General features: G+C 49.9%; 14 protein-coding genes and 1 other annotated feature. Of the genes, 6 read left to right on the forward strand and 8 right to left on the reverse strand.

All coding sequences use genetic code 11. The features are described 5' to 3' along the window. Positions 1-27: 27 nt before the first annotated feature. The 3 genes from GIW82_RS00650 to GIW82_RS00660 are packed head-to-tail and all read right to left on the reverse strand — an operon-like array spanning position 28 to position 2,475. Entirely contained in the window at positions 28-1,179 is a 1,152-nt protein-coding gene (locus GIW82_RS00650) for an acetoin utilization protein AcuC (RefSeq protein WP_154749535.1), read from the reverse strand. After that, on the reverse strand, positions 1,176-1,820 hold the full coding sequence (locus GIW82_RS00655) for an acetoin utilization AcuB family protein (protein WP_154748011.1): 645 nt from the start codon (positions 1,818-1,820) through the stop codon (positions 1,176-1,178). The genes GIW82_RS00650 and GIW82_RS00655 overlap by 4 nt, the downstream gene beginning before the upstream one ends. A 22-nt stretch (positions 1,821-1,842) precedes the next feature. Next, positions 1,843-2,475: a GNAT family N-acetyltransferase gene (locus GIW82_RS00660; RefSeq protein WP_154748012.1), complete on the reverse strand. Its 633-nt coding sequence runs from the start codon at positions 2,473-2,475 to the stop codon at positions 1,843-1,845. Between the two features lie 168 nt (positions 2,476-2,643). On the opposite strand from GIW82_RS00660, the gene acsA reads away from it, so the two are divergent. Then, the gene (acsA, locus tag GIW82_RS00665; protein WP_154748013.1) at positions 2,644-4,362 is read left to right on the forward strand and encodes an acetate--CoA ligase; all 1,719 of its coding nucleotides are present in this window, start codon (positions 2,644-2,646) and stop codon (positions 4,360-4,362) included. Between the two features lie 46 nt (positions 4,363-4,408). Here acsA and GIW82_RS00670 read toward each other — a convergent pair whose 3' ends face one another. Then, positions 4,409-7,351: a transglycosylase domain-containing protein gene (locus GIW82_RS00670; RefSeq protein ID WP_370455944.1), complete on the reverse strand. Its 2,943-nt coding sequence runs from the start codon at positions 7,349-7,351 to the stop codon at positions 4,409-4,411. 107 nt (positions 7,352-7,458) lie between these two features. Then, positions 7,459-7,648 (forward strand) — a binding site (T-box leader). A 76-nt stretch (positions 7,649-7,724) separates the two neighbouring features. Here GIW82_RS00670 and tyrS point away from each other — a divergent pair. Further along, a complete protein-coding gene (tyrS, locus tag GIW82_RS00675; RefSeq protein ID WP_154748014.1) occupies positions 7,725-8,990 on the forward strand; it encodes a tyrosine--tRNA ligase in 1,266 nt (421 codons plus the stop codon). Positions 8,991-9,125: 135 nt separating this feature from the next. Beyond that, positions 9,126-9,686: a general stress protein gene (locus GIW82_RS00680; RefSeq protein ID WP_154748015.1), complete on the forward strand. Its 561-nt coding sequence runs from the start codon at positions 9,126-9,128 to the stop codon at positions 9,684-9,686. A 227-nt stretch (positions 9,687-9,913) separates the two neighbouring features. Here the strand turns inward: GIW82_RS00680 and GIW82_RS00685 are convergent, their stop codons facing one another. Both GIW82_RS00685 and rpsD read right to left on the reverse strand, forming a co-directional pair. Beyond that, positions 9,914-10,723, reverse strand: a complete 810-nt coding sequence (locus GIW82_RS00685) for a cobalamin-binding protein (protein WP_154748016.1) — start codon at positions 10,721-10,723, stop codon at positions 9,914-9,916. A gap of 140 nt (positions 10,724-10,863) precedes the next feature. Beyond that, complete coding sequence (gene rpsD, locus GIW82_RS00690; RefSeq protein ID WP_154748017.1) at positions 10,864-11,466, reverse strand: 30S ribosomal protein S4; 603 nt, start codon at positions 11,464-11,466, stop codon at positions 10,864-10,866. Between the two features lie 333 nt (positions 11,467-11,799). Here rpsD and megL point away from each other — a divergent pair, with 333 nt between their 5' ends. Beyond that, positions 11,800-13,008, forward strand: coding sequence for a methionine gamma-lyase (gene megL / locus GIW82_RS00695; protein ID WP_154748018.1), 1,209 nt, complete (start codon positions 11,800-11,802; stop codon positions 13,006-13,008). 60 nt (positions 13,009-13,068) lie between these two features. On the opposite strand, the gene GIW82_RS00700 is transcribed toward megL, so the two are convergent. Together GIW82_RS00700 and hisJ are read right to left on the reverse strand one after the other, a co-directional pair. Continuing rightward, positions 13,069-13,548, reverse strand: coding sequence for a GAF domain-containing protein (locus GIW82_RS00700; protein ID WP_154748019.1), 480 nt, complete (start codon positions 13,546-13,548; stop codon positions 13,069-13,071). A 20-nt stretch (positions 13,549-13,568) separates the two neighbouring features. Further along, entirely contained in the window at positions 13,569-14,378 is an 810-nt protein-coding gene (hisJ, locus tag GIW82_RS00705) for a histidinol-phosphatase HisJ (protein ID WP_154748020.1), read from the reverse strand. Positions 14,379-14,705: 327 nt separating this feature from the next. Here hisJ and ezrA point away from each other — a divergent pair, with 327 nt between their 5' ends. Then, positions 14,706-16,406 (forward strand): septation ring formation regulator EzrA, encoded by a 1,701-nt coding sequence (gene ezrA / locus GIW82_RS00710; RefSeq protein WP_154748021.1) that lies wholly within the window; start codon positions 14,706-14,708, stop codon positions 16,404-16,406. A gap of 57 nt (positions 16,407-16,463) precedes the next feature. Then, positions 16,464-17,567 carry a cysteine desulfurase family protein gene (locus GIW82_RS00715; protein WP_154748022.1) on the forward strand — a complete coding sequence of 368 codons (1,104 nt, stop codon included), beginning with the start codon at positions 16,464-16,466 and terminating at the stop codon, positions 17,565-17,567. Positions 17,568-17,569 lie beyond the last annotated feature (2 nt).

A 17,569-nucleotide genomic window follows, 5' to 3' on the forward strand; every position in this document is an offset into this window, starting at 1 on the left:
AAAACGACTCCCGGAACAGCTCTTTTGTTATTTGTTTCGAATGATATAAAGTGCTTTCTCCATCATTTGTGCATTCTTATCGGTGATTTCAGCTTTACGTGGAATCGGTTTGTACAGCCCGTCCGGATCATCCCAAGTGCCGATCAATTCGACAGGGGACTCGGGCTGCCATTTGTCGAGCCAGTTTTGTGGAAGAGGGCCTTCCGGAAGAGGGACATTGTTCATCTCCATCCAGATCAAGGACCAGGCACGCGGAACGACACGCCAAATATCGTAGCCACCGCCGCCGACGGCAATCCACTTTCCGTCACAAAACTCATGGGCAAGTTCATGGGCGATTTTCGGGATCTCCCGGTAAATCTTCATCGTCGAAGACAAGTGCGTCAGCGGATCGAGATAATGAGCATCCGCGCCGTTCTGACTGAGTATTACATCGGGTTTGAAAAATTCGACAATTTCGCGCATGGAGGTGCGATAAATATCCAAGAACGATTCATCTTCCGTGAACGCATCGATCGGGAAGTTGAAGGAAGTGCCGTAGCCTTGCCCATTGCCACGCTCGTTGATGTTCCCGGTGCCTGGGAAGAGGTAACGGCCGGTTTCATGGATGGAGACCGTACAGACGTCCGGATCGTCGTAGAAGCACCACTGCACGCCGTCTCCGTGATGGGCATCTGTATCGATGTACAACACGCGCGCGCCGTATTTCTGTTTGATGTAGTTGATCGCGACGGAACTGTCGTTGTAAATGCAGAATCCCGAAGCTTTCCCGCGGAATCCGTGATGAAGGCCGCCGCCAAGGTTCAGTGCATGCTGAGCTTTTCCTTCCATCACGTAATCAGCGGCAGTCAAAGTCCCACCGACAAGCCGCGCGCTCGCTTCGTGCATGTTTTCGAAAATCGGTGTATCTTCCGTACCGATGCCGAACCCTTCGCCAGCTTCCGGAGACAATTCACCACGGCTCGCTTTTTTGACGGCTTCGATGTAGCGTGGATCGTGTGCGAGCATCAGCTCTTCATCCGTTGCGATCCGTGCAGGCACGACCGAAGCAGCATCGAGTGCGTTCATTTCACGCAACAAGTCGATTGTCAGCAGCAATCTTTTTTGATTGAATGGATGCGTCTCAGAGAACCGATACCCCAATTGGTCATCTGAGAAGACAAACACCGCATGCTTCATGGACGCATGTGAGGGTTTTGCGGCCAAAGCACGTCATACCCCTCTTCTCGCAACTGTTCAGTGATGGTGAATGGATTCATGGTTTGGACGCGGAATGTCAAAATCTTGTTCCGATTGTCCTCTTTGTCGGGGTAAACGAGAACGCTCAATACGTTCACCTTATGTTGGTGGAACACTTTCGTCACTTCATACAGTTCACCGGCGCGGTTCGGAACGCGCAGCTCGATCTGAGAGCCTGGCTGATGTGCGCCCGTCAGTTCGATATACGCGTATAGAAGATCTGTTTCGGTCAGGAAGCCGACCAGCTTGTCGTTGCTGACGATCGGCATGCAACCGATTTGCTGGTCATGGAAGATGGCTGCAATTTCTTCAACGAACTCCATCGGATGGGCAGTCACAGGATTTTTCGTCATGATTTCTTCTACCGGTGTCGAATACGCATCGGAGGAATCGGCTGATGTAAAGCGGGAAGGTAATGCTTCTTTCAAGTCGCGGTCGGTAATGACGCCGATGACTTTTTCCCCTTCGACGACCGGTGCATGACGAATCTTTTTCGCTTCGAACAAGTCGAGCACGTCTTTTGCAGTCTGTTTGCGGTTGACGGTATGGACTTCTGTTTTCATGATTTCTTCAAGCAGCAAAATACTCACCCCTTCAGTGGATTCAATACATATAACGGTTCATAAAGCGCAATTGGTCAAATTTCTGGATGGATTCTGCGTCGACGCGTGAGCCGATCCGTGCCATCAGGCAGTTTGCCGGATGCGAGCTGATTTCAGGGTCGTCCGTCGCGAAATATTCGAGGCCGCCGTTTTGCATCATCTTCTCCATGATCTTCCGGTATTCCCAGACGTTCAAACCGGTGCCTTTCAAATCCCAGTGCCAATAATATTCGGTCGTGATCACGATGAAATCGTTGTATTCATCTGCGCTCATCGATAATTTCAATAATGATTTCCCGACGCCGCTCCCACGATATTCCGGAATGACTTCGATGGCGCCGAGTTCGATCAAGTTGTCCATTTTCCCTTCAGACCAGCGTTCGAGCGGATCAGGGTAGAGAAACGTCACATAGCCGACGATCAACTGGTCTCTGCGTGCTACATAAATGCGGCCATCCGGCAAGCCGGCGATTTCAGCAATCGCTTTGTGTTGCTGAGGTGCAGGTCTGAATGCGATCAAGTCTTCGTGAAAGTCCATCGCCGTAAGTGTTTCCGGAGAAAGGGGCCCTTCGAGGACGAGGGGGCCACTTTTCGTTTCGAGGTCCAGCGATAAATATTCTTTTACATGCTCCATTAATACACCGCCTCTTCATCACAATTACCTCTATTATACACAATTCATCCCGAAAGTTTTAAGTGGAAAGTAGGAAGAAATAATTATATTCTAAAAAGTTGAAATAATTCGCGTTTTCCAGACAAAATATTGTAATATATAAATAGAGAAATCAGAAAGGGTGATTGGATGAGTTCAACAACATTGCAACCGAGCGAAGGGGATCATCAATTACATAACTATGAGGAACTTGCTTCGAACTTTGACTGGTCTGAAGTAGAGAAGGCGTTCAGCTGGTATGAGACCGGCAAAGTCAATATGGCTTACGAGGCGATCGACCGCCACGCCGAGTCCAACCGCAAAAATAAAGTAGCTCTTTATTATAAAGACGATAAACGGCAAGAAGAGTATACATTCCAGGATATGAAGGAAATGACGAATAAGGCAGCGAATGTGCTGGATGCTCACACGGATTTCGAGAAGGGTGACCGGATCTTCATTTTCATGCCGCGTTCACCGGAATTGTATTTCATGATGTTCGGCGCTTTGAAGAAAGGGCTGATTGTCGGTCCGTTGTTCGAGGCATTCATGGAAGGGGCGGTATATGACCGTCTCGACGACAGTGATGCTAAAGCGATCATCACCACACCGGATTTGGTCGGGCGCGTGCCGTTCGACCGGCTGCCGAAGCTGAAGACGATCTATTTGATCGGGGAAGACATTCAAGAGAATGAGCATACGGTGGATGTCTTGAAAGCGCTGGACACCGCTTCCGGCTCGTTTGAGATCGAATGGCTCGATAAAGAAGATGGTTTGGTGCTGCATTATACGTCCGGTTCGACTGGCCGTCCTAAAGGGGTCTTGCATGCGCAATACGCGATGGTGCAGCAGTACCAGACAGGCAAGTGGGTGATGGATTTTACGGAGGATGATATTTATTGGTGTACAGCCGACCCAGGTTGGGTGACCGGCACAGCCTACGGGGTCTTCTCGCCATGGCTGAACGGTGTGACCACATTGATCGTCGGTGGCCGATTCTCTCCGGATGCTTGGTACAAAGCGATTGAGGAATACAAAGTCACAATCTGGTACAGTGCGCCGACCGCCTTCCGGATGCTGATGGGAGCGGGCGATGCAATCGTCGAATCACACGACTTATCGAGCTTGCGCCACGTGCTGTCCGTCGGTGAGCCACTGAACCCTGAAGTCGTCAAGTGGGGAGCGGAAGTGTTCGACAAGCGCATCCATGATACGTGGTGGATGACGGAGACGGGTGCCCAGGTCATCTGTAACTATCCTGCACTCGCGATTAAGCCGGGCTCGATGGGCAAACCGGTGCCGGGCATCCATGCGACGATCGTCGATGATCAAGGCAAAGAACTGCCGCCGAACCAGATGGGGAATCTGGCGATCAAAAAAGGCTGGCCAGCGATGATGCGCCAAATCTGGAACAACCCGCAAAAATACGACTCTTACTTCCTGAAGGATGAATGGTACGTTTCAGGGGATTCGGCATACAAGGATGAAGATGGCTACTTCTGGTTTCAAGGCCGTGTCGATGATGTCATCATGACGTCGGGTGAGCGCGTGGGACCATTCGAAGTCGAGAGCAAATTACTTGAGCATCCCGCAGTTGCCGAAGCAGGAGTCATCGGGAAACCGGACCCGGTGCGAGGTGAGATCATCAAGGCTTTCGTCGCACTGAATGAAGGATATGAACCTTCGGAGGAATTGACGGAAGACATTCGCCAATTCGTAAAGAAAGGACTGGCGGCACATGCGGCACCGCGGGAGATCGAATTCAAGGACAAACTGCCGAAGACGAGGAGCGGCAAGATCATGCGCCGCGTGTTGAAAGCATGGGAGCTGGATCTGCCAGCCGGTGATTTATCGACGATGGAAGACTAAAAAAACGCACCGCTGAATGTCAGCGGTGCGTTTTTTTTAGTGCATATTATTCTTCATCTTCTTCCGGTGGTGTGTCGCCGTCGCCTTCTTCCGGTTCATCGGGCTCATCCGGTGCTGGCGTGTCTCCTTCCGGTTCATCTTCCACAGGCTCATCATTTGAGTCGCCGTCGCTTCCGCCAGATCCTCCGCTTCCTCCACTTTCAGCTGGTGGTGGAGAAGCCGGTTCGCTTGATGCGCTTGTCACCGTATTGGAAAGAGGGGACTGCTGGCCAGTAATGTCGACTGCAACAACGAAATAGCTTCCAGCACTAGGAATTCTGAAGGAATTGCTCCGTGCTTCCGAAATGGATGCGACGAGTGAATTGCCGCCGCCTGTCCGGTACACACGGTAGCCGACAACGTCATTTGAAGCAGAGTTGCTCCAGGTCAGTGTTCTGCCATTTAATGACGCCTGTACCCCTGCTGGTGCCACGCCGTCATGGCTCAGCGCTGCTGAAGACACGACGCGGGAGAAGCTGGAGTTGGCAGGGAAGAGCTTGGACGGGTCTCCGCCATAAGGGCTGAGCATCCGTTCGACAAATGCGCTTGATACACCAGCACCGCCGCTCACGATGAATTCGGAAGGTGTGCTGTCGAGCGCTGCGTAACGTGCGCCATTGACAGTAACGTAAGAACCGCTCGTCAAACTGTCATCGGCTTTTGTTGGAACCATAGCATTAGCGTTGAACAGATCGGACATAACCAGTCCTGCACCCGTACACGCGCCGCCTGGAGCAAGTCCTGAAATTCCACAGAAGGAACGCGTCACGACACCATCTGGAGCTTGGAATCTGGAGCCTGCATTGACCAATTCAGGATCGTGTTGCTGAGTTGTGTTCATCAAACGTGCCCATAGTTGGTTGACACGGGTTGATGGGTGGCCGTACTGGTTGCTCGCGATACTCATCTTGAATTTCTCGCGATCATAGCCGAGCCAGACACCCATTGTGATATTTGGGTTATAGCCGACAATCCAAACGTCGGTAGAATCCTGGGTCGTCCCTGTTTTCCCGGCAAAATCTCCGCCGAATGCCAGGAGATTCTTCGCGCGGTTCGCAGTTCCGCGTGGTGTGTTGTAAACATCACGCAGCATATCAGTCAGAATGTATGCAGTTTGAGGTGAGAACACCTCTGTTTTTGTCTGCGGGTTTTCGTAGACGACTTTGCCTTCCGCGTCTTCGATCCGATCAATCATCGTCGATTCGATCGAAGTCCCGCCATTGGCGATCATTGCGTAAGCGTGTGTCAGTTCTTCAACTGAAGCTTCTGCACCACCACCTAGTGCGGAAGAAGGGTAATCGTTATACGCTTCTTCGATTCGTGAAAAGCCGGTTTTCTTCATGAACTGGATCGGCATTTGATTGCGGATGTCCGCAAGTAACCGGACAGCAGGCAAGTTTTGTGATTCAGCTAATGCCTTGCGTGCCGGCATGATGCCTTGTTCACTCGAGTTGATGTAGTTCACAGGGCTGTAGATCGTACCACCGACAGGCAGTTCGAACTTGACATCGACGACCGGAGAACCGGCGCCGATTCGGCCGAATTCGATCGCTGGACCATAGACAAGAAGCGGTTTGATGGTTGACCCGATGGAACGGAATCCTTGCGTCGCGTGGTTCATGTTTTCGATGGCGTAATCACGTCCACCGATGAAGCTCAAGATCCGGCCCGTTTTGTTCTCGATGGTCATTGATCCGACCTGGACAGGGAACTCTTTATCGACTTCTTCGCCATCTTCATTCAGCACACGGTCGATCGCTGTTCTCCCATAGTTATCGAAAGAGGATTTCGCGGCATCCTGTGCCAAGTAAAGGTCTTTATCGATCGATGAATGGATCCGGTAACCATTGGAACGGACTGCGCGGTCCGCAAGAATCGCATATTCCTCGAACAATTTATCGTTTTCTTCCAATGTTACTGGATCGATGCCGTTCTGTTCGGCAAGCACATCCATGACGATGCGCGTCGCACGACGTTCCAGCTCAGCTGTGACAAATGGGAATTCTTCATAAGCACGTGGAACCTTCCCGCGGAAATCTTGTGTGATATCATAAGCGACCGCTTCTTCGTACTCCGCTTCCGTAATGTACTCGGTTTCTTTCATCCGGTACAGGACGGTGTGCATCCGGGAAATACCCGGCTCCAGGCCTTCCGCATCTTTCAAACTGCCGTCATTCGTGAATGGGGTGTAGCGGAACGGCGCTTGCGGAATACCTGCGATGAACGCAGCTTGCGGCAACGTCAATTCACTTGCTGAAACGTTGAAAATTCCGTTTGCTGCCGTTTCGATACCAGCGATGTTGCTGCCTGACGAATTCCGGCCGTAAGGAATAATGTTCAAATACGCTTCAAGAATGTCTTCTTTTTCCATAAAGTGTTCCAGGCGCATCGCGAGCAGTAACTCTTTCGCTTTCCGCTCGTAGGACACTTCGTTCGTCAAGATTTGGTTCTTGATCAATTGCTGCGTCAATGTCGATCCACCAGTTTGCGTGGAGGAGTTCGAAACGTCTTGCAGTAATCCACGAAGGACCGCTTTTGGAACGATTCCTTCATGCTCAAGGAAATATTCATCTTCCGTCGCAAAAACCGCGTTGATCGCATTTTCTGAAACGTTCTCTAGTTTCGTCTCCTCGCGATCAAGATCGGTCCGGAGCTTCCCGAGGTATACGCCATCAGCGAAGAATAGTTCTGAAGTTTCTTCGTAGCTGTAAATTTCGCTGAGCATGGCGTCTTTCGTCCGCAGCTCTTCGTCATTGACGAGCGATGCGAAGTACCCTGCACCAACCGACATGCCGAACACGCCGCCAGCTACCAAGATGACAACTAGTAATAAACCTAAATTCCAAAGTACACTGCCAGTGATGCTCAGACGCTGCGCCCATTTCGCAGACGTCCATTTATTGAACGACTGATCGATTTCCCGCAGTCGCGTTTTAAGATTTTTTTGCACTTCATCAGCCTCCTAAAATCATGCTTTATTATAGCATATCCCGTTATTCACGACGAAAAATATTGACAACTGTCAAAAATAAAGTAGACTTACATATATATTTCATATTTCAAACGTTGAAAAGTCCGAAGTAGGGCATGCGATTTTTGTCAAGAGAGCCGGTGGGTGGTGCGAACCGGTCAAAACGCAATGGCTGAATTACAGACTTGGAGTTTACGGAAGTGTCCCGTTCGGCACAGACGAGTCGGGAGGGCGATCCTCCAAGCTGGGTGGTACCGCGCATATAGCGCCCCTGCATGAATATTTTCATGCAGGGGCGCTTTTTTTATTGCTGCGGGGACGATGTTTGACAATTCAAAGGAGGAACTTGAAAATGGCGAATGAATTATTGGATGACTTGAAATGGCGCGGCTTGCTGTACCAGCAGACGGACGAGGAAGGCATGCGTAAATTGTTGGACGAACAGAAGATCTCCTTGTACTGCGGTGTCGATCCGACAGCTGACAGCATGCACATCGGACACATCGTTCCATTATTGACACTGCGCCGTTTCCAACAGCACGGCCATCAGCCGATCCTGCTTGTCGGAGGCGCAACGGGAATGATCGGGGATCCGTCCGGACGTAACGAAGAACGTCAATTGCAGACAGTCGAACAGATCGACCGGAACGTCGAAGCCATCAAAGTGCAGATGCAGCAGATTTTCGATTTCAATGCGGAAAATGGTGCGCAGATGGTCAACAACCGCGACTGGATCGGCAGCATGAGCATCATCGAGTTCCTGCGTGATTTCGGGAAATTGATCTCCGTCAACTACATGCTGGCAAAAGATTCTGTGGCATCACGTCTGGAAGGTGGGATCTCCTTCACAGAGTTCTCGTACACGCTGATCCAGGCGATCGACTTCAACCACCTATACGACAACTACAACTGCCGTGTGCAAATCGGTGGATCGGACCAATGGGGAAACATCACATCTGGCCTAGAAGTCATCCGTAAAAACCACGAAGAAGAAACAAAAGCATTCGGCATCACGATTCCTTTAGTGACAAAAGCAGATGGTACGAAATTCGGCAAGACGGCCGGCGGTTCAGTTTGGCTCGATGCGAAGAAAACATCGCCATACGAGTTTTATCAGTTCTGGATCAACACTGCGGATGCAGATGTCATCAAGTACTTGAAGATCTTCACGTTCCTAGAGCGTGAAACAATCGAGAAGCTAGAACAATCTGTCGAGACGGAAGCACATCTGCGGACTGCACAAAAAGCACTTGCAGAAGAAATGACACGCCTGATCCACGGTGAAGGGGCACTTGAAGATGCACAGCGCATCACAAAAGCATTGTTCAGCGGCGACTTGAAGGCTTTGTCGTCGGAAGAAATGAAAGCTGCGTTCAAAGATGTACCTTCAGTTGAGCTTGCGAAAGAGCCGGCGAACATCGTCGACTTGCTTGTCGAAGCAGGAATCTCTCCTTCGAAACGACAAGCACGTGAAGACGTCACGAATGGCGCTATTTCGATCAACGGTGAAAAAGTGACGGACCTTGAACACATCGTGGACATCGCTGACCGCCTTGATGACGAATTCGCGATTTTCCGCCGCGGCAAGAAGAAGTACCACATGATTCAGTTCAACTGAAACATACCGTCCCGCTAAGCTGCCAGCGGGGCGGTTTTATTTTGCGTTCGCTGGAGCGATTGTGGCGGATGTTTAACACGTAATACGAAGGGAAAAAGATGAATGTGCAAAGAAATTCTTGAGGAGGCGTTAAGAATGGCAAGAGTAGTCGGTTCGTACGGAACGGAAAGAGAAGCGATCGAAGTGATTGAAGATTTGAAACGCCAAGGATATGCAAGTGAAGATATTTCGGTTTTGAGCAAAGATAAACGGGAAAGCGAAGCTATTTCGGAAGAAACGAATACGAATGTCGGGGAAGGTGCAGCAGCTGGTGCTCTTACCGGCGGCGCACTCGGCGGAGTCGGTGGTGTGCTTGCAGGAATCGGTGCGCTGGCCATACCAGGCATCGGCCCGATCGTCGCAGCAGGTCCGATCGTCGCTGGATTGACAGGCGCAGCAGCCGGAGCAGGGATTGGTGGACTTGCTGGTGCATTGATCGGTATGGGCATTCCGGAGGATGAAGCGGAAAGATACGAAAGAAGCTTCAATGAAGGAGAAATCCTGGTTCTCGTCGATGATGACCGGGCTGACTTGGCCGGCCGTCACGAAGGGGAACATCGCTTGTCTGATGACGGTTTGCTTGGCAAAGGCGGTCCGAATAATCAAGATCCGCTGAGTGGCGACAATACGGACCCGCTGAATAGAAGAGGATTCTAACAAAAGAAGGGGATGTCCCCTTCTTTTTATAGGACTAAAAGCTCCGGACAGTATTTTCGAAATGCGGACAGTAAATGAGTGATTCCGGACAGTGTTTTTCCCGATCCGGACAGTATTTGAAAATAGTGGAAATTAAAAGACCTCGAAAAGCGCTATCTAATGCGTTTCGAGGTCTTTTTAAAAAGCGTTTCACTAAACTCCACAACAATTCACGTTCAAAGCCAGCTTCAGGTCGCTGATTTCACTTGCAAAAAAGAAGGAAGTTCAATATCGCTGTAGAGTTCGGGATGGAGCAGCTGGCCGAGTTTGATCGCGCCTTCGAGTAGACGCGGCGAAGGACGGCAATACAATTCTTCTTCCATTATATGAATGGCATCTTGCGCTTTCATGCCAGTGAAACCATCACGCTTCCGCACGAGTGCGGGTTTCACTTTCGAAGTCATGATGCCGACCCACGCGAGCAAGATGGCGTCAGGGTCAATGTCGATCACTTCTTGCCACTCGGCTTGATAATTCGCAGTATCCTTGTCACCGAAGCAATTCCGTGCACCGGTCAGTTCGCTGATCTCAGTCAGCCAGTTCGTACCGCCGGGAGAGAAAATCGGCTTGGGCCACCATTCCCAGTAGACGAGCTTCGGTTGTTCGACTTTCGCCGTACGCTCACGCAAGTTTTTGATCGTCTGCTCGTACTCTGCGAGGATGGAAGATGCATCCATCCCGATCGCTTTTGCGACAGTGCGCAGATCCTCAGCGATGTCCGTCAAACTTTGTGGATCGAGGACGAGGTGGGGAATGTTACGCTCCATCAGCGCCTCGACATTCCGTTCCATTCCAGGGACGCTAAGTGAAGCGAGGACGAGATCCGGATGAAGCGCCTCAAGCTTGTCCATGTCGATGTTCAAATCGGGACCGAGTTTCGGGAGGCCGTGGACAGATGCGGGCCAGTCCGAGAAATCATCGACGCCGACAAGCAAGTGCTCGGCGCCGAGAAATGCAAGTAATTCCGTATTGCTTGGGCAAATAGAAATGATGCGCATGCATTCCAACTCCTTTTCACCATCGTACCATTGTGGGAAATACTCTACCACCCCCGAGAAGTTTTGAAAAGACAAAAAAACCGCCACCAGCCATCCGGAAAACCGGGGAGGCTGGAGCGGTTTTTTCGATCAGCGAGAGATCAGCGAGAGTAGAACTCAACGATAAGCTGTTCGCTGATTTCAGCAGACAATTCGCCGCGCTCTGGGTAGCGTACGAGTGTACCTGTTTTAGAATCAGCATCGAAAGATACATATTCTGGTACGAAGTTAGTCACTTCGATTGCTTCATTGATGATGTCCAAGTTGTTTGAACGTTCACGCATAGTGATCGTTTGACCTGGTTTCACACTGAATGAAGGGATGTCAACGCGTTTGCCGTCAACAAGGATGTGACCATGGTTTACCAATTGACGAGCTTGGCGACGAGTGCGCGCAAGACCCAAACGGTAAACAACGTTGTCAAGGCGAGCTTCAAGTAAGATCATGAAGTTCTCACCGTGTTTACCAGGCATTTTGCCTGCTTTGTTGAACAATGTTTTGAACTGACGCTCAGTTACGCCGTACATGAAACGTAGCTTTTGCTTTTCTTGCAACTGCAAACCGTATTCAGATACTTTACGACGTTGGTTAGCACCGTGCTGACCTGGAGCGTAAGGGCGTTTTTCTAATTCTTTACCTGTGCCTGTCAGGGAGATACCTAGACGGCGGGATAGTTTCCAAGATGGACCTGTGTAACGAGACATGGATGTCTCCTCCTCTATTGTTGGTTTTTGTTTGTAAAATAAAAAACCAGATGTATTCACGCGACCGCCATTTCATTTTCATGCACCTTCGCCCAGCAGCCTAGGGTTACACGATGCACCTCTACACGGAATCACTTCCCTGCAAGGAACAAAATGGACTTCTCCGCACATACAACTGCTGCGATTATTTTACACAAAGAATAGTATAACCTGACACCTTCAGCTCTGTCAATGAAAACAAAGCTTTCCCTTTTCTTTTAAGGATAATCGATGTAGAATGGGAAGTGATAGAAATGTAAGCGCTTTCTAACATAGTTGAGGGGTGTAAGATCAATGAAAAAGCATTCGAACCATTTGGAAACAACCATTATTCATCACGGGTATGACAGCTCAGAGCACCATGATAGTTTAGCGGCACCGTTATACCAGACGTCGACGTATTCATTCGCGGATGCAGCCGAAGGGGAACGGCGCTTTGCGGGAGAAGTGGAAGGAAACATTTATTCACGACTCGGGAATCCGACTGTGCGTATTCTTGAGCAGCGGATGGCTGCAGTAGAACGCGGGGCGGGGGCTCTTGCATTCGGTTCCGGGATGGCAGCGGTCAGCGCAATCTTAATCTATTTGACGAAGGCGGGAGATCATGTCCTTTGTTCACGAGGGATTTATGGCTGTACGTTCGGCCTGCTTGGGATTATGGAAGAGAAGTACGGCATTACGCATAATTTGATCAGCATGACGACAGAGGAAGAAATCGAGCAGCACATCCGGCCAGAGACGGTGTGTCTATACGTAGAGACGCCGATCAACCCTACGATGGAACTTGTTAATTTAGAAGCGGTGGCACGTGTCGCTGCGAAGCACAACATCAAAGTGGTTGTGGATAATACGTTCAGCTCGCCTTACTTGCAGAATCCGCTTGAGCAAGGGGCGGATTACGTATTGCATAGTGCGACGAAATACTTGAACGGCCATGGGGATGTCATTGGTGGCGTTCTTGTCGGCAGTGACTGGGAAGATATGCAGAGCTTGCGCATGACGGTCCAAAAGGATATCGGCGGCATCATGTCGCCATTTGATGCATGGCTATTGTTGCGCGGAATGAAGACACTTCATATTAGGATGGATCGCCACGTAGCGAATGCGGAGAAAGTGCTTGCGTTCCTGAAAGGTCAAGATGCAGTGAAGTCGATTTATTACCCAACGGACGAGAATCACCCGCAGCATGACATCGCAATCAAGCAAATGCGTGCAGGCGGAGGTTTGATCTCCTTCGAGCTTGAAGGCGGGAAGGCGCAGGCGCAAAACTTCATGGACGCGCTGTCACTCGTCAAGATTGCTGTTAGTCTCGGAGATGCGGAAACGCTCATCCAGCATCCGGCTTCGATGACGCATGCGGTGGTTCCACAGGAAGAGCGGGAATCGATGGGCATCACGGATTCGTTGCTGCGCTTGTCGGTCGGACTGGAACATACGGATGACATCATCGCCGACCTTGAGCAGGCATTTGCGAAGCTCGGTTCGGAATTACAAGAAATCTAAAAAAGCTGGGCCGGACTCCGCCTTCAATAGGCAGAATTCCGGTCCAGCTTTTCACTTTTTTTATAGATGCTTCATCAAGACTGCCGCAAATTGTTCGAGACCTTCTTGATCTTCGTGTGTAAAGCGGCTCAGTTCAGGGCTGTCGATATCGAGCACACCGATGACTTCGCCGTCTTTTTCGAGCGGGATGACGATCTCGGAGCGGGACGCAGGATCACATGCGATATGGCCTGGGAACGCATGGACGTCTTGGACGAGCAATGTCTTGTTCTTCGAGACTGCCGTTCCGCAAACTCCTTTGCCGACTTTGATCCGGACACACGCTGTTTTTCCCTGGAATGGACCGAGGACGAGCTCGCCATCTTCCATTAAATAAAACCCGACCCAGTTGATGCGTTCGAGGAATTCATTGAGTAAAGCAGAAGCGTTGCTTAAATTGGCGATTCGGTTTGGTTCGCCTTCGAGTAACGCATCCAATTGCTTGCTGAGCATTGCATATTGTTCTTGGCGGGTACCGCTATAGTCTGTTTGTGTATACATGTTTACTTACCCCCTGAAATTTAGATCGTATCTCTACCGTCAGTATAGAATTGTTCGTATCGCTGGTGCAAGCCCGACACACTATGTGCATCAGATCCGAAGACGAGTGGAATGCCGAGACGACGGGCTTGTTCAATGAAATGAAATGGTGGATAAGGCTCGCGGCAATCCGGTTTCGCGAGTCCGGCACTGTTGACATCGAGTTCAAGGCCAGCTGATTTAATCTTTTTCAAAACAGCTATGATTGCTTCGTTGTCATCGATTTTTTCGCCGTGCGCATACTGGAATTTATGGATCAACGTCGGATGACCGATCCGCTTCGGCTTGTAGGGGCCAAGGTTTGCTGCAATGGAAGCTTCAACCGCTTTGTAATAAAGCTGATATGCCGCTTCGACAGAGCCAGTTTCATGTGCCAGTTCCATGAATACGTCCGCGCTGTAATCGGCACAGAATATCTTGTCGTTCGCTTGAAGGAAGTGGACGGACAAGATGGCGTCGTCGAGTTCCGGTCCGAACTCATTCAAGAACGCCGTCGTCCTATCTTCATAGCCAGCAATAAAGTCGACTTCGAGGCCGACCCGGATGCGGATGCGGTCCTTGTATTCCTCTTTGATGCGCTTGACTTCATCCAAGTAAGGACGCAGCTGAGCGGCTGTCATTCCGCTGTCCTTCAACGGTGTCGGGTCCGTGAAGGAAGAGGGAAGGGGAGCGTGTTCCGTGAATGTCACATCAGTAAATCCGGTTTTTATGGCTTTCTCGACGTATGAACGGAGAGGGTCTGTCGTGCCATGTGGGCAATAAGGTGTATGGATATGACCATCTCTTTTCATGAATGCAGCACCTTTCTTTCAAGGAAATGGCGCACTTGACTTCGCTCGCCGCGAAACATTCAAGCACGCGTTACATTACAAAATGATTGCAAGAAAAATATTTAGCGCTTTTTGCTGGATTAGGTAACATAAGCTTATAGATACATGGTAAAATGAATAGTATCCAGCTAATAAGTTGGAATTAATAGTTTTTGTCAATGGTTTTCGAACAACTAACGGACATTCCAAAGTAGCTGGTTTATAATGACATAAGCACTCAACCGAGTGGTTAAATTACTACATAAGCGATGGAAATGTAATGGGGAACAGGAGGCTATATGGCTTATTATGGAGTATATCATCATAGCAGTCATCATTCTAATAGCGGCAATTATTACGGTCTTTTTGTTTCGGAAAAAACACAATGCCGAAATTGAGCGCTTAGAACAACTGAAATTGCAAATACAGAACAAACCGATTCTTGAAGAACTGACGAAAGTGAAACAACTGAATATGAACGGCCAGACGGAAGAGATGTTCGAGCGCTGGCGCGCGAAATGGACAGAAGTGATGGACATACATATCCCGAAAGTCGATGCTTCCTTATTCGACGCAGAAGATGCAATCGACCGCCTGCGGTTCCGGAAAGCTTCGGCGATCGAGAAGCAGATCGAAAAAGACATCGAAGAGTGCGACAAGGAAATGACGAAGATCCTGAACGAACTGGAAGAACTGATCGGCAGTGAAGAGAAGAATCGCACGGAAATGGATGTATTGAAAGAACAATACAAACTTGCGCGCAAAAAACTTCTTGCCCATCAATACTCATTCGGCGTCGCTGCAGAGCCGCTGGAAAAACGTCTTGAATCATTCGCTCCCGCTTTCAAGGAATATGATGAACTGACGGATCAAGGCAACTATTTGGCTGCCCGCGAAATCGTCATCGGTCTACTCGGTCAAGGAACGGAAACGTTCACATTGATCGAAGAAGTTCCAACATTGCTTTCTGAGATCCAATCGAAGATCCCAGCGAGCATCAACGAGCTGAAAAGCGGCCAACGTGAGATGGAAGAACAGACCTATTACTTGGGGCACCTTGAACTGACAGGGAAGCTCGACGCAATGGAAGCGGAACTTGCGGAATTGAAAGTGCAAGTATCCGAGATGAATACCGCTCCGGTGAAAGTGCGGATCCAGGAAATGAAAGATGAAATCGAATCATTCTACGATCTTCTTGAGGATGAAGTGGAAGCGAAGCATTTCGTGGAAGCTCATCAAGAAGAGACGGCAATGCAATTGGAACAAGCGATTGCGGATGCGAAAGAAATTTCAGCTGAAGCTGCACTTGTTCAACGCACATACAAGCTCCCTGAGCAGGAAGCAGCGATTCCGAAAGATCTGCAAAGTCAATTGGAGAAAATGTACCAGCGTTTCGAATTGCTGCATTCGCGTACAGAAGAGCAGCAGTCTGCGTATTCCGGATTGTCGGAGGAATTGGAAGATGTCCGTGCAGAGCTGTTGAAAGTACAAGGAGCACAGGCGGCGTTTTCACAATCGCTGCGTGATCTGCGTGTCGAAGAGAACGGTGCGAGAAGCCGTGTCGAGGAATTGAAGCGTCAATTGATCGACACGGACCGGATTTTGCACAAAGCGAATATCCCGGGGATCCCGGAAGAACTTGACGCACGCTTTGAAGAAGCGGAAGAGGATTTATTCGTCGTCATCAAAGCGTTGAACGAAGTCCCGTTGAACATGAAGCAAGTGAGCCAGCATTTGGCCAAAGCGGAAATGAGCATCGAAGAAGTCGCGAAACGGACAGACGAAACGATCGAGAACGTGGAACTTGTCGAACGGATCATCCAATACGGGAACCGTTACCGGAAAGCAGACCAGCAATTGGACGGCAAACTGAAGGAAGCGGAAGAATCGTTCAGACAACTCCGATATGCGAAGGCGCTTGAAGAAGCGGCGACAGCAGTCGAAGATTTCGAACCAGGCTCGATGAAGCGCATTGAAGTACTTTCAAAAGAAGAAGCGTGGCGCATGTAATAGATTGACGAAAACCATCAGCGTTCTGCTGATGGTTTTCTTTTCGGAGGGAAACAGATGATCTACTTGGACAATAGTGCAACGACGAAGCCGCGGGAAGAAGTGCTGGAGACTTTTGTAAAAGCGAGTGCACAATTTTATGCAAATCCGGCATCCCTTCATACATTGGGGAACGCAGCGGAAGACTTGCTGGAGAGTGCACGCCGGCAAATCGCCGGGTCCTTACAGATGGACACCGTTTATTTCACTTCCGGTGGAACGGAAGCGAATAATTTGGCATTGTTCGGTGTCGCGCACACTTATGCACACCGTGGCAAGCACATCATCACGTGTGTCACGGAGCATCCAGCTGTGTTGAATACAGCACTAGCACTGGAGCGGCAAGGCTTTGAAATCACCCGGCTGCCGGTAGACGAAGGTGGCCACATCAGTTTGGAAGACTTGCAGCAAGCATTGCGACCGGATACGATTCTCGTCAGCCTGATGCATGTCAATAACGAGATCGGGACCATCCATCCAATAGCGGAAGTCAGTCGGCTGCTTGCCGGCAAGCGTATTTTCCTTCATGTGGACGCGGTGCAAAGTGCCGGGAAATTAGCGCTTCCTGCAGATGCGATGCCGGATTTGCTGACTGTGTCTGCCCACAAACTGCACGGGTTGAAAGGAAGCGGCATTTTGGCGACCAACAACGTCGAGCTCGCGCCGGTTCTTCATGGTGGTGGACAGGAAAGCGGTGTGCGGAGTGGGACGGTATCAGTGCCGCATGCTGCTGCTTTTGCGAAAGCGTTGAGGTTGGCAACACCATCGCCGGATCAAAGGGCTTGGAACAATGACCTGCGAACGTTCCTTTCAACATTTGAACGCGTGAAAATCGTTTCACCACAAGGGGCAGCACCGCATATTTTGGCGGTTGCTGTAAGAGGTGTAAAAGGGGAAGTAATCGTCTCCGGTTTGCAGCAGCAAGGCGTCGTCGTCTCGACTTCCAGCGCCTGTTCGTCGAAGAACACGAAGACAAGCCATGTAATCGAAGCAATCAGACTTCCGCAACCTTACCGCAACGGCGTCATCCGGATCAGTTTCGGAGATTTTACAAATCGCACGGACATTGATAAATTTAAACAGGCATTCCAGAATGTTTATGAAGTGATCAAAGGAGTTTAAAT

It is taken from the genome of Planomicrobium sp. YIM 101495 (genome assembly GCF_009707665.1).
Taxonomy (GTDB): domain Bacteria; phylum Bacillota; class Bacilli; order Bacillales_A; family Planococcaceae; genus Planococcus.